Source organism: Kocuria rosea subsp. polaris (assembly GCF_001483755.1).
Lineage (GTDB): Bacteria > Actinomycetota > Actinomycetes > Actinomycetales > Micrococcaceae > Kocuria > Kocuria cellulosilytica.
This window is the reverse complement of sequence record NZ_LQBK01000011.1, coordinates 148,230-160,946: the sequence shown is the minus strand read 5'-3', so window position 1 is coordinate 160,946 and position 12,717 is coordinate 148,230. Positions and strand designations below refer to the sequence as shown.

The following is a 12,717-nucleotide window of genomic DNA, read 5'->3' as shown; positions in this document are numbered from 1 at the left end:
GAAGCCACCGCCCTGTTCCACGTCGGTGCGGCGCCGGGCCTCGGCCCGGCGGGGAGAGCCGCGGGACGTGGCGGCACGCGCGTCGACGACGCAGCACACGGCCCCGCACCGATCGGTGCGGGGCCGTTGCCGTGCCGCCGGGGCCCCGTTCCGCCGGGGCCGGGGCTCAGTCCAGCAGCAGCGCCGGTTCCTCGAGGATCCGGGCGACGTCCGCGGTGAAGCGGGCCGCGAGGTCCCCGTCGACCACGCGGTGGTCGAAGGACCCGCCCAGCGTGGTCACCCAGCGGGGCACCACGGCGCCGTCCACGACCCACGGCTTCTGCTTGATGCTCCCGAACGCGATGATCGCCACCTCTCCGGGATTGATGATCGGCGTGCCGGTGTCGAGGCCGAGGGCCCCGATGTTGGTCACGGTCAGGGTGCCGCCCTGCATGTCCGCCGGCTGGGTCCGTCCCGCCCGGGCGGTCCGCGAGAGCTCGTCGAGGGCCACGGCCAGCTCCCGCAGCGAGAGGTCCTGGGCGTCCTTGACGTTCGGGACCATGAGCCCGCGCGGTGTGGCCGCCGCGATGCCGAGGTTGACGAAGTGCTTGACGAGGATCTCCTCGTCCGTCCACGTCGCGTTGACCATGGGGTTGCGGGCCGCGGCCCACAGCACGGCCTTCGCGAGCACCAGCAGGGGCGTGACCTTGACGCCCTCGTAGTCCGGGGCGGCCTTGAGCCGCCGGACGAACTCCATGGTGCGCGTGGCGTCGACCTCCACGAAGACCGAGGCGTGCGGGGCGCTGAACGCGCTGCGCACCATGTTCTGCGCCGTGGCCTTCCGCACGCCCTTGACGGGGATCCGCTCGATCCGCTCCTCCGGGGCCGCGGGGCGGCGCCGGTCCCCGGCCTGGCCCAGCCGCGCCACGTGGGCCAGCAGGTCCTGCTTGGTGATCTGCCCGGCCGCGCCCGTCGCGGGGACGTCGGCGAGGTCGACGCCCAGGTCCTGCGCGGCCTTCCGGACGGGGGGCTTCGCGAGCGCCGGGCGGCGCGGGACGCCCTCCCCGGGCGCGGGCCCGTCCGCGCGGCCGGGCCGGCGCCATACGCCGCTGTCCCCGGCCAGGCGGGCGGCGCGCCCGGCGATGCCCTGGGCGGCCGTGCCGATCCCCCCGCCGAGCCCGGCCCCCAGCGGGCCCCGGGACAGCTTCTCCGACCACCCCGCGGGACGGGACGGCTCGGGCTCGGGAGCCGGCGGCTGGGCCGCCCGGCGGCGCCGGCGCACGGGATCGGCCTTGGGCCCGGAGCCGACGAGGGGGCGGTCCGCGCCGGGCTCCCCGCCCTCCCCCGGCACTCCGGGGACACCGGCGGCCGGGGCGGGGTCCGCCGCCTCACCCGGTGAGCCCACGGCGATGATGGGGCTGCCGACCTCGACGGTGCTGCCCTCGGGGACCAGCAGGTCCAGGACGGTCCCCGCGTACGGGGACGGCAGCTCGACCACCGACTTCGCGGTCTCGATCTCGACGAGGACCTGGTTGACCGTCACGGTCTCCCCCGGCGCGACCTTCCACGCGAGGATCTCCGCCTCGGTCAGGCCCTCGCCGACGTCGGGCAGGTTGAAGATCTGGGGCATGTCGGTACTTCCTCTCTCGCGCGGCACCCGGGCCGGCTGCGGTGCCGCCGGCCCGGGCTCCGGCGGGCGGGTCGGCGGGGTCAGTAGGCGAAGGACCGGTCCAGGGCCTCGAGGACGCGGTCGAGGTCCGGCACGTAGCGGTCCTCGACGGCGGCCACCGGGTACGGCAGGTGGAAGGCGCCGACCCGCAGCACCGGTGCCTCGAGGGAGTAGAACGCCCGCTCGGTGATGCGGGCGGCGATCTCCCCGCCGAGGCCGCCGAACGTCGGGGCCTCGTGCGCGACGACGAGGCGGCCGGTCCGGCGCACGGAGTCCTCGAGGGTGTCGAAGTCGATCGGCGACAGCGAGCGCAGGTCGATGACCTCGACGCTGCGCCCGTCCTCCTCCGCGGCCTGCGCCGCGGCGAGCGCGACGGGCACGAGGGGCCCCCAGGCGACCACGGTGGCGTCCTCGCCGGGCCGGACGACCTGCGCGGAGAACGGGTCGGCGGTCGGGCGCTCGGCGTCGACCGCGCCCTTGAGCCAGTACCGCCGCTTCGGCTCGAAGACGATGACGGGGTCCTCGCACGAGATGGCCTGCTGGGTCATCCAGTAGGCGTCCTGGGCGTTGGACGGCGTGAGGATGCGCAGCCCCGCGGTGTGCGCGAACAGGGCCTCCGGGGACTCGGAGTGGTGCTCCACCGAGCCGATGACCCCGCCGTACGGGATGCGGATCGTCACGGGGACGGTGACGTCCCCGTTGGTGCGGTTGCGCATCTTGGCCAGCTGCGTGGTGATCTGGTTGAAGGCCGGGAAGGAGAAGCCGTCGAACTGGATCTCGCACACGGGCCGGTAGCCGCGCAGCGCGAGGCCGATGGCGGTCCCCACGATCCCGGCCTCCCCCAGCGGGGTGTCCATCACGCGGTGCGCGCCGAAGTCCGCTTTGAGCCCCTCGGTGACGCGGTAGACGCCGCCCAGGGAGCCGATGTCCTCGCCCATGAGCAGCACCCGGGGGTTCTCCTCCATGGCCCGGCGCAGGCCCGCGTTGACCGCCTTCGCGATCGTCAGGTCGGGGGCGGTGCTCATGCGAGGTCCTCCTCGGTGCCGGCGGTCCGTGCGTCGGGCACCCCGGCCACGGGGTCGGCGGCCACGGTCAGCCCCGAGGCCTGCGTGCCCCGGTCCGGTCCGGTGCCGGCGTCGTCGTCGGTGTCGTCCGTGTCGTCGTCCGTGTCGTCGGCGAAGCCGGCCTGGTAGGCCGCGTACCAGGCGCGCTCCTCCTCCACGAGGGAGTGGCGCTCGGCGTAGGGCCGGTCGAAGAAGTCCTCGAACTCGGGCGGGTCCATGGCCAGCACGAGCGCGCGGGCCTGGTCGGCGAACACCTGGGCGTCGGCCGCGACCTCGGCGAAGAAGTCGTCGCCGGTCCCGTGCGCCTCGCGCAGGTGCGCCTCGAGCCGGAGCAGCGGATCGAGTGCGCTCCAGCGGCTCTCGTCCTCCCGCTGCCGGTACTTGGTGGGGTCGTCCGCGGTGGTGTGGGCCCCGAGCCGGTAGGTCTCGGCCTCCACGAGCACGGGGCCCTGCCCGGCGCGGGCCTTCTCGAGCGCGTACCGCGAGGCCGCCAGGACCGCGAGGACGTCGTTGCCGTCCACGCGGAGGCCCTCGAAGCCGTACCCGGCGGCGCGCTCGGCCAGGGGCACGCGGGACTGGGTGCTGAACGGCACCGAGATGGCCCACTGGTTGTTCTGCACGAAGAAGACCACCGGGGCGTCGTAGGACGCGGCGAAGACCATGCCCTCGTGGACCTCGCCCTGGGTGGAGGTGCCGTCCCCGAAGTAGACGACCGCGGCGGCCGGCTCGGCCTCCCGGCCCTCCGCCTCGGCGGCCCGCCGGTCCAGGTCGATGCCCATGGCGTAGCCCACGGCGTGCGGGACCTGGCAGCCGAGCACGATGGAGTAGACGTTCATGTGGTGCTCGCTCGGCTTCCAGCCCCCGGCGCTGTGCCCGCGGAACACGGTGAGCAGCTCGGCGGGCTCGACGCCCCGCTCGATGGCCACGGCGTGCTCGCGGTACGTCGGGAAGACGTGGTCGGCCGGGCGCAGCGCGCGGGCGGAGCCCACCTGGGCGGCCTCCTGCCCGCGCATCGGCGCCCAGAGCACCAGCTGACCCTGCCGCTGGAGGTTGGTCGCCTCCTCGTCGAAGCGGCGGGCCAGCGCCATCGAGCGGTACAGCTCGCGCAGCTGGTCGGCGCCGACGTCCTGCACGTACGGGGACAGGACCGGGTCCTCGCTCCGGCGGCCGTCCCGGTCGAGGAGCCGGACCAGGCGCGTGCGCACCTCCGGGGTCGGCACGGTGCGGCCCGGCGCCTGGGCGGCCGGGGACGATGGAGCGGCATCCATGGGCGGGACGTCCTTTCGGGTTGCTCGGGAGGGAGCCGGGCCGGCGGGGCCGCGGCTCAGAGCACGGGCGGGTGGGGGAACTGCGCGCACAGCTCCAGGAACCGGGTGTTGGCCTCCGGCTCCCCGATCGTCACGCGCACGCCCTCGGCGCCGAAGCGGCGCACGGACAGCGCGTGGGCGTCGCACAGCTCGGCGAAGCCGCCGCTGTGCTCCCCCAGGTTCAGCCACACGAAGTTGGCCTGCGTCTCGGGGTACGGCCAGCCGAGCTCGTCGAGCCCGGCGAGGACCCGCTCCCGCTCGTCGACGACCCGCTGGACGCGCTCGGCCACCTGGTCGTAGTGGCGCACGGAGGCGATCGCCGCGCGCTGGGCGAGGTCGGTCACGGAGAACGCGGGGGACGCCTGGCGCAGGTACTGGGTGATGCCCTGGCCCGCCACGGAGTAGCCGATCCGGAGGCCGGCGAGACCGTGGGCCTTGGAGAACGTCCGCAGCACGACGACGTTGGGGTGCTGCCGGTAGAGGTCGATGCCGTTCACCAGGTCGTCGCGGCGCTGGAACTCCTGGTACGCCTCGTCGATCACCACCACCACGTCGCGCGGCACGGCGGCGAGGAACTCCTCGACCTGCGCGGTGGTGAGGCTGGGACCCGTCGGGTTGTTCGGCGTGCACAGCAGCACGACCTTCGTCCGCTCGGTGACCGCGGCGGCCATGGCCTCGAGGTCGTGGGAGCCGTCCCGGCGGTTCGGGACCGGCACGCCCAGCCCCCCGGAGAGCCCGATGCTGATGGGGTAGGCCTCGAAGGAGCGCCACGCGTGCACCACCTCGTCCGGGGTGCCGTCCTCGCCGGTGCCCACGAAGGCGCCCAGCAGCTGGTTGAGCGCGCCGAGGCTCCCGGCGCCGGTGACGATGTCCTCGGCGGGCACGCCCAGGAACTCGCCGAGGACCTCCCGCAGCTCCGCGGAGGTCGTCTCGGGATAGCGGTGCACCGCGTCCCAGTCGGCCAGGACCTCCTTGACGGCGGGCACGGGCCCGAACGGGTTCTCGTTGGAGGACAGCTTGTAGGAGACGAGTCCGTCCACCACGACCGGGGGCTTGCCGGCGGCGTAGCGGGGAAGCCGGGACAGAGCGGGGCGCGGCCGGACCGCCGAGGTGGTGGCGGTGGTCGGGCCCGAGGCCGGGGCGGAGCCGGCCAGGGTGCGGGTAGCGTCGCTGGTACTCATGGAGGTCATGCTATCCCCCGCTCCCCGGGGGTCCCGGACGGATGACGCCCCTCCGGACGACCCGGTGGTTTTCGGCGCGAAAGCTACAACCGGGTCCCGGGAAAGTTGGCGGCGGACGACAAATCGTCCGCCGGGGCGGGGCCGCGGGCCGTGGGAGAATGTGCCCATGCCCAACACCGATCGCATCCTGTCCTCAGGGCGCGCGGCGCTCGCCGCCGCCGTCCCGCCCGTCGCGCTGGGACCGCTCGACGGCCGCTACCAGCCGGTGGCCGCCCCGCTGGTCGACCACCTCTCCGAGGCCGCCCTCAACCGCAACCGCGTGCACGTGGAGGTGGAGTGGTTCGTCCACCTCGCCGAGCGTTCAGTACTGCCGGGCCTGGCGCCCCTGACCGCGGAGCAGACCGCCGGGCTGCGCCGGATCGTCACGGACTTCGACACCGCCTCGATCGCGGAGCTCGCGGAGATCGAGGCCGTGACGGTCCACGACGTCAAGGCCGTGGAGTACTACATCGGCCGCCGGCTGCCCGCCCTGGGGCTGGAGCACCTCGTCCCCCTCGTGCACTTCGGCTGCACCTCCGAGGACATCAACAACCTGGCCTGGGCCCTCGGGATCAAGGACGCCACGACCGACGTGTGGCTGCCCGCCGCCCGGGCGCTCGTGGCCGACGTCGCGGCGCTGGCCGAGTCCGCGGCGGAGACGCCCATGCTCTCCCGGACCCACGGCCAGCCCGCCACGCCCACCACCCTGGGCAAGGAGATGGCGGTGGTCGCCCACCGCCTGGGCCGCCAGCTGACCCGGATCGAGCGCACGGAGTACCTGGGGAAGATCAACGGCGCCACGGGCACCTACGCCGCCCACTACGCGTCCGTCCCGGACGCGGACTGGACGGAGGTCTCGCGCAGCTTCGTGGAGGGCCTGGGACTGTCCTGGAACCCGCTGACCACCCAGATCGAGTCCCACGACTGGCAGGCCGAGCTCTACGCCGACCTCGCCCGGTTCAACCGGATCCTGCACAACTTCTGCACCGACGTGTGGTCCTACATCTCGATCGGCTACTTCCAGCAGATCCCGGTGGAGGGCGCCACGGGCTCCTCCACCATGCCCCACAAGGTCAACCCCATCCGCTTCGAGAACGCCGAGGCGAACCTCGAGCTCTCCAACGCCCTGCTGGACGTCCTCGGCGCCACGCTGGTGACGTCCCGGTGGCAGCGCGACCTCACGGACTCCTCGTCCCAGCGCAACATCGGGGTGGCCTTCGGGCACTCCCTGCTCGCGGTCTCCAACGTGAGCAAGGGACTGGCCCGCCTGGACGTGGCGGAGGAGGCCCTGGCCGCCGATCTCGACGCGAACTGGGAGGTCCTCGCGGAGGCGGTCCAGATGGTCATGCGCGCCGAGGCCATCGCCGGCGTCGAGGGCATGGACAACCCCTACGAGCGGCTCAAGGACCTGACCCGTGGCCGGCGCGTGGACGCCGAGCGGCTCCAGGAGTTCGTGGCGGGCCTGGGCCTGTCCCCGGCCGCGGAGCGGCGGCTGTCCGGGCTGACCCCGGCCACCTACACGGGCGTCGCGGCGGAGCTCGTCCGCTTCCTGTGAGCCGGCGCCGCTCGGGGGCGCCGGGGCGGGCGCGCGCCCCGCGCCCCCGGGGGACGGGCCGTGCGGTCCGTGCCGCACGGCCCAGGCCCTGCCGCGGTTCAGACGGACGGGAGGTCGTGCAGGTTGTTGCAGACGGTGTCCTCCGGGGCGGCCCACAGCCGCTTCTCGCACCCGGCGGAGACCACGCGGACCCGCAGCTGTCCCGAGGACCCCGGGACGTAGTAGAGGTGGACCCCGCTCTCGATGTCCCGGATGATCCGGGTGGTCGACCGCGGGGACCACACCTCGGCGGGATTGCACAGGGCGACGATGTTCCCGAGGGGGTCCGTGCGGACGCCCGTGACGGGTCGCTGGTCGGTCATCGGAAGAACTCCTGAGCTCGTGCCCCCGCCCGGCGCCACCGGCGGCGGGGAACTGCCTTATACCACTGTCCGGGCCTGCGCGCCACCCTCGACGGGGGTCGCGCGGCGGCCGTCGCGAATTCTGTTTGCTTTTGACGCCCTTCCGGCGTTCGCTTTTGACTCACAGCCCGTCGCCCGGGATCATCGGTGCCTGAACCCTCTCTCGCGGCGGACCTGGATCCGGGTCCGCGGGACCGGAGAGGGCGGTGCTCGGACCACGGCCTTCGGGGGAAGGCCGGCCCGGGCGCACCGGGGAACTGTGATCATGACATCGGGGGATCATGACAATGGATGGGGAACACTCGATCAGGCTGCGGCTGCTCGGCAACGTCGAGGTGGAGCTCGACGGGACCGTGCTGGCCCTGGGCCACCGGCAGCAGCGCCTGCTGGCCGCGCTCGCCGTCCTCGGCCCCAAGCCCCGCCGCTTCCTCGGCGAGCTGCTGTGGCCCGACCGGACCGCTGAGCGCGCCATGGGGAGCCTGCGCACCACCGTCTTCAACCTCGCGCGCCAGGTCCCCGGGGCCGTCGGGACCCGCGGCAACAACATCGCGCTCGCGGAGCCGGTCACCGTGGACCTGCACGAGCTGCGCGAGTCCCTGCACCGGGCGGCCTCCGCCACGGCGCCCGTGGCGGAGGACCCCTGGTTCCTGTCCCCCGACGGCGCCCAGCTGCTGCCCGGCTGGTACGACGCCTGGGTGATGGCCGAGCAGGACCGCCTGCGGACGCTGTACGTCAACGCCGTGGAGCATCTCGCCCGGCTCTCCCTGGAGCACGGCGACTTCTACCGGGCCCACGTGCTCGCCGACAACGTCCGGGCCATGGACCCCCTCCGCGAGAGCGCGGTCCGCGTGTCGATCGAGGCGGACCTGGGCCTGGGCAACAACGCCCCCGCCCTGCAGACCTTCCGCAGCTTCTGCAGCACGATGGCCGACGAGCTCGGAGCGCCGCCCTCCCCCCAGATCACCCAGCTGATGGGCCACATCCGCAGCGCCTGAGGACCCGGCACCCGGAGCGCTCCCGCCCGGAGCGACAGCCGCGCCCGGAGCAGCACCCTCCCGAGCAGCCCCGCCCGGAACCGTCCCGCGCGGAACCGTCCCGCGCGGAGCGGTCCCGCCCGGAGCGCTCCCGACGGCGGAGTTCCGGCCGGCGGAGGGACGGTGTCCCCGCGGCCCGCTGGCGGGACGCGGGGACACCTCCTGGCTGTTCATGACCGGGTCATCGTCCCGAGGTCACCGCGGGCGCCGCCGAGCGCACCGGGATGCCGCGCCAGGTGGTGTGGGGCAGCAGCTGCTCGCCCTTCATCACGAGCGACAGCGCGTCCACCGAGGCGCCTGCGCCCACGGTCGTGTCGTACAGCACGATCGAGCGCGCGCCGACACTGGCCCCGGGCAGGATCTCCACGTGGGACATCTTCATCACGCGGTCCTCGAAGAGGTGCGTCTGCAGCGACACGTCCGTCGAGACGGCGGCGTCGTCGCCGATGTGGACGAGGTCGAACTCGGTCAGGTACGTGGTGCCGATGTAGGTCCGCTTCCCGATCTGCGCGCCGAACAGGCGCAGGACCGGCCCGATGAGGGGCGTGCCCACGAGGCCGCCGATGAGGGCGGGGACCGCCGCGGACTCGTACACGCCGGTGACGAACTCGCTGCGCCGGACGAAGTTGTCCCACAGCGGCTCGACGCGCTGGCGGTACCGGCCCACGATCGCCCACTTCAGGACGACGACGGCGAGGACCACGGTCAGGCCGGTGGCCAGCGCGATGAGCGGCAGCACGGCGACGAAGCCGAGCAGCGTCAGCTCGGGCACCAGGGCCACGGACGCGAGCAGGCCCAGGTAGCCGATCAGGCCGATCAGCGCCGGCGGGACGGTGATGCGCAGCGCCTCGATGACGAGGCGGGCCGCCACCTTGCTGCGCGAGGGCCGGAAGGTGAGGCTCTCGTCGTAGTTGCCGCTGTCCTGCCGCCGCGGCAGGAACATGGCGGGCGAGCCCAGCCAGGACGTGCCGTCCGGCACGTCGGCCGGCGGCACGGAGGCGACGCCCACCAGGGAGCCCTCGCCCATCCGCGTGCCCGAGGGCACGAACGCCGCGTTGCCCACGAACGAGCGGTCGCCCACCACGGTGCGCTCCATGTAGAGGTGGCCGTGGTGGTAGACGGCGCTGCCGACGCTGGCCATGTCCGCGACGAAGCTGCCCTCGCCGAGGGTGAGGAGGTCCGGGTCGATGTGCCCGACCGTGGAGACCTCGGAGCGCGGGCCGACCTTGGCGCCCAGGGCGCGCAGCCAGGGCACGGTGTACATCGTGGCGTACAGGGCGTTCGTGCTCTCCAGGCTGGTGGAGAGCAGCTGGTCGGCCATCCACTTGCGCACGCCCAGCCCGCTGCGCACGGCGTGGATGCCGGTGGGCGTCCGGCGCAGGACGAGCTTGCGGCCGATCGCGACCACGGCGCAGACCGTGAGCACGTAGACGATGCCGACCGCCGGGGTGAGGGCGAGCCCCACCGGCAGACCGAACTCGAGGGCCGCGACCCAGATCATGAGGAAGGACGGGAGCACCAGGACGAAGGGCATGACCTCGAGGACCATCCAGCCCAGGAGCAGCCCCGCCGCGAGCGGGGCGGGCCAGCGGCCGCTGGGCAGCGGGCGCCGCTCCATCCGCTCGAGCAGCTCGTCGTCGCCGTCACCGGGCCGGGCCGGGGAGCCCAGCCAGTGCTCGCCGGCGGGGATCGACTGGTTGCGGGAGGCCAGGGACTGCTCGCCCAGGCGGGCGCCGTCCTCGATCCGGGCGCCCGGCTGCAGCAGGGCGTTGGCCCCCACGAAGGCGTCCTCGCCGATGTGCACCGGCGCGATGGTCACCCACCCCTCCTCGACCTGGGCGGTCTGCACGGAGGAGTTGTAGCCGATGCTGGCCCGGGAGCCGATGGTGACGAGCGAGGGCAGCCCGATGGCGGCGGTGCCCACGTGGGCGTCCGGGCCGATCTTCGCGCCCAGCAGGCGCAGGTACACGGCGGCCAGCGGGGTGCCGGTCAGGAGGCTGAGCGGCGAGAGCCGGGTGAGGCCGTCGATGCACCACAGCAGGAAGTACTGCCGGCCCCAGAGGGCGTGGTGGCCGGGTCTGACGAGGCGGCCCAGCACCCGGGAGCCGAGGAACGGCAGGAAGAAGCGGGCGAGCACCGAGACCAGGACGCCCACCAGGAGCATGTCCCACATCAGGGCGTAGCTGAACTGCCCGCCGTAGGAGTACAGCACCGCGGCGAGCGGGGAGCCGACGAGCATGGCCGCCAGGACCAGCGTGGTCACCTGCGCGATGCCGCACAGCGCCACCCGGCCGCTGGTGTGGTGCAACGGCGCGGGCCGGTCGTCCGGGGCGGCCACGGCCGGCACGGCCGCCGGGGCGGCGTCCAGGTGCCGCGCCAGGTCCCGGACGGTGGGGTAGGTGTAGATGTCCGCGATGGAGATGTCCTGGTCCGGGTGCGCCCGGCGCAGCTCGGACGTGGCGGTCGCGGCGAGCAGGGAGTGCCCGCCGAGCTCCATGAAGAAGTCGGCCTCCACGGAGAGCTGGTCCTCGGGGATCCGGAAGACCTTCGACCACACCTCCGTGATCCCCCACTCGGTCTGCGTCTCCGGCGGGACCAGGCCCATCGTCGTCACGAAGCGGGGCGTGCTGGGGTCCGGCAGGTTCTTCCGGTCCACCTTGCCGCTGACCATCATCGGCATCGCGGGCAGGATCTCGTAGAAGGACGGCACCATGTACGGCGGCAGCGCCGCGACCACGGAGTCGTGCAGCAGCTCGAAGAGGGCGCGCTCGTCGCGCACCGGGGCGCGCAGGGTGAGGAACGCCGCGACGTCGTCGCCGCCGGAGACGAGCTTCACGGCGGCGTCGGCCACCGCGTCCTCCCGGCGCAGCACGTTCTCGATCTCCTGCAGGTCCGCGCGGTGACCGCGGATCTTCACCTCGCTGTCGGCGCGGCCGAGGTACTCGATCTCGCCGTCGGGCATGAACCGGCCCAGGTCGCCGGTGCGGTAGATCCGCCCGGCCCGGGGCCCGTCCGGGTGCGGCCGGAACCGCTCCTCGGTGACGTGCGGCAGGTTCACGTAGCCGCGGGCCACGCCCGGGCCGGCGATGCAGATCTCGCCCGGCTCGCCGTCGGGGACCTCGTTCATCTCCTCGTCGAGGATCCGCACCTCGTAGGTGGGCAGGGGCTTGCCGATGGTCACGGGCCGGCCGGGGGCCAGCTCGCCCCACGTGGCCGTCACGGTGCCCTCGGTCGGGCCGTAGGTGTTGAGCATCCGCCGCTCGGGCGTGGACCACCGCTCCACGAGATCGGCGGGGCAGGCCTCACCGCCGACCAGGATGCTGCGGATGCGGGGCAGGTCGTGCTCCAGGGTGGCCAGCACGGTCGGCACGCAGTAGAGCACGGAGATCTCCATGCGCTGCAGGAACTCGGCGAGCCCCTGTCCCAGGCGGGAGTCGTCGGTGGGGCCGGCCACCAGGGAGGCGCCCACGGCCCAGGTTGGCCAGATCTCCTCGATGGAGAAGTCGAACGCGATGGTCATCCCCTGGTAGACGCGGTCCTCGGACCGGACGTCGTAGACCTCGGGGACGATCTCGATGAAGTTGCAGATGCTCGAGTGCGCGATCTCGACACCCTTGGGGCGGCCGGTCGAGCCCGAGGTGTAGATGATGTAGCACGTGGGGTCGCCCTCGTGGCGGACCGCCGGGCGGTGCGCGGGCGCCTCCTCGAGCCGCTCGCCGATCCGGCCGACGTCGACGACGTCGGCGGGTGCGTCCTCGACCACGGCCACGAACTCGGCGGAGGTCAGCATGAGGGACAGGTCCGAGTCCTCGGCGATGAACTGCACGCGGTCCGCGGGCAGGTTCGGGTCGATCGGGACGAAGGTGGCGCCCGTCTTGAGGATCGCCAGGAGGGACGCGTAGAGCATCGTGGAGCGCTGCAGCAGGATCCCGACGCGGTCCCCCGCGCTCAGGCCGTAGCCGGCGATCAGGTGGGCCAGCCGGTTGGCGAGCTCGTCGAGCTCCGCGTAGGTGTAGGCCCGGCCGTCGGCGTGCAGCGCCTGCGCATCGGGAGTGAGATCGCAGCTGCGCTCGAAGAAGTGGTGCAGCCGGGTGGGCTTCGTCTCCGCGCTCCGGGCGCCTCGGCGGGAGGGCTCGGTCCAGGGGAGCGCGGCGGCGGGACCTCCTGTCGCAGCGGCCTCGTCCCACAGCACTCGCTCTGCCGCCGCGGCCTTGTCGCGGCGGGAAGAGCGATGTGGCACTGAGGTCATGTCCAACTCCTTTCGATGCACGGACACCGGTGTCACCGGCACGTCCGTTCTACGGAAGGGGGTGTTATGACCTCCTCACGGATCCGTCACGCTGCCGTTATTCCGCCGTTATCGATGCGTTTGCCGCCCGAGCCGCCAGGGGCGATGCCGACCACCCGGTCGGTTTCCGGTGGTGAAGGTCACAGGGCCTCGTCTCGCTCAACGAGACGTTTTCGACTGCAATCGCGGGGTTCCTGGAT

The 12,717-nt window shown here is 73.4% G+C and carries 8 protein-coding genes; 2 read left to right on the top strand and 6 right to left on the bottom strand.

Going from position 1 to position 12,717, the window contains the following annotated elements; genetic code table 11:
- Positions 1-166: 166 nt before the first annotated feature.
- The 4 genes from AVL61_RS08770 to AVL61_RS08755 form a co-directional block, all read right to left on the bottom strand.
- On the bottom strand, positions 167-1,609 hold the full coding sequence (locus AVL61_RS08770) for a dihydrolipoamide acetyltransferase family protein (protein WP_058873965.1): 1,443 nt from the start codon (positions 1,607-1,609) through the stop codon (positions 167-169).
- 80 nt (positions 1,610-1,689) lie between these two features.
- Complete coding sequence (locus AVL61_RS08765; RefSeq protein ID WP_058873964.1) at positions 1,690-2,673, bottom strand: alpha-ketoacid dehydrogenase subunit beta; 984 nt, start codon at positions 2,671-2,673, stop codon at positions 1,690-1,692.
- On the bottom strand, positions 2,670-3,980 hold the full coding sequence (locus AVL61_RS08760; protein ID WP_082697045.1) for a thiamine pyrophosphate-dependent enzyme: 1,311 nt from the start codon (positions 3,978-3,980) through the stop codon (positions 2,670-2,672). Before AVL61_RS08760 ends, AVL61_RS08765 begins: the two co-directional genes overlap by 4 nt.
- 56 nt (positions 3,981-4,036) lie before the next feature.
- A complete protein-coding gene (locus AVL61_RS08755) occupies positions 4,037-5,200 on the bottom strand; it encodes a histidinol-phosphate transaminase (protein WP_058873996.1) in 1,164 nt (387 codons plus the stop codon).
- A 166-nt stretch (positions 5,201-5,366) separates the two neighbouring features.
- On the opposite strand from AVL61_RS08755, the gene purB reads away from it, so the two are divergent.
- The gene (gene purB / locus AVL61_RS08750; protein WP_058873963.1) at positions 5,367-6,794 is read left to right on the top strand and encodes an adenylosuccinate lyase; all 1,428 of its coding nucleotides are present in this window, start codon (positions 5,367-5,369) and stop codon (positions 6,792-6,794) included.
- A gap of 98 nt (positions 6,795-6,892) precedes the next feature.
- Here purB and AVL61_RS08745 read toward each other — a convergent pair whose 3' ends face one another.
- Positions 6,893-7,156: a hypothetical protein gene (locus AVL61_RS08745; protein ID WP_058873962.1), complete on the bottom strand. Its 264-nt coding sequence runs from the start codon at positions 7,154-7,156 to the stop codon at positions 6,893-6,895.
- A 326-nt stretch (positions 7,157-7,482) separates the two neighbouring features.
- Between AVL61_RS08745 and AVL61_RS08740 the strand changes: the two genes are divergently transcribed.
- Positions 7,483-8,190, top strand: a complete 708-nt coding sequence (locus AVL61_RS08740) for an AfsR/SARP family transcriptional regulator (protein ID WP_058873961.1) — start codon at positions 7,483-7,485, stop codon at positions 8,188-8,190.
- A gap of 220 nt (positions 8,191-8,410) precedes the next feature.
- Here AVL61_RS08740 and AVL61_RS08735 read toward each other — a convergent pair whose 3' ends face one another.
- Complete coding sequence (locus AVL61_RS08735; RefSeq protein ID WP_231738337.1) at positions 8,411-12,478, bottom strand: Pls/PosA family non-ribosomal peptide synthetase; 4,068 nt, start codon at positions 12,476-12,478, stop codon at positions 8,411-8,413.
- Between the last annotated feature and the right edge of the window lie 239 nt (positions 12,479-12,717).

Excerpts from the sequence above, each read along its gene's own strand:
- AVL61_RS08770 (WP_058873965.1), bottom strand. The coding sequence starts at position 1,609 with ATGCCCCAGATCTTCAACCTGCCCGACGTCGGCGAGGGCCTGACCGAG.
- AVL61_RS08765 (WP_058873964.1), bottom strand. The coding sequence starts at position 2,673 with ATGAGCACCGCCCCCGACCTGACGATCGCGAAGGCGGTCAACGCGGGC.
- AVL61_RS08760 (WP_082697045.1), bottom strand. The coding sequence starts at position 3,980 with ATGGATGCCGCTCCATCGTCCCCGGCCGCCCAGGCGCCGGGCCGCACC.
- AVL61_RS08755 (WP_058873996.1), bottom strand. The coding sequence starts at position 5,200 with ATGAGTACCAGCGACGCTACCCGCACCCTGGCCGGCTCCGCCCCGGCC.
- purB (WP_058873963.1), top strand. The coding sequence starts at position 5,367 with ATGCCCAACACCGATCGCATCCTGTCCTCAGGGCGCGCGGCGCTCGCC.
- AVL61_RS08745 (WP_058873962.1), bottom strand. The coding sequence starts at position 7,156 with ATGACCGACCAGCGACCCGTCACGGGCGTCCGCACGGACCCCCTCGGG.
- AVL61_RS08740 (WP_058873961.1), top strand. The coding sequence starts at position 7,483 with ATGGATGGGGAACACTCGATCAGGCTGCGGCTGCTCGGCAACGTCGAG.
- AVL61_RS08735 (WP_231738337.1), bottom strand. The coding sequence starts at position 12,478 with ATGACCTCAGTGCCACATCGCTCTTCCCGCCGCGACAAGGCCGCGGCG.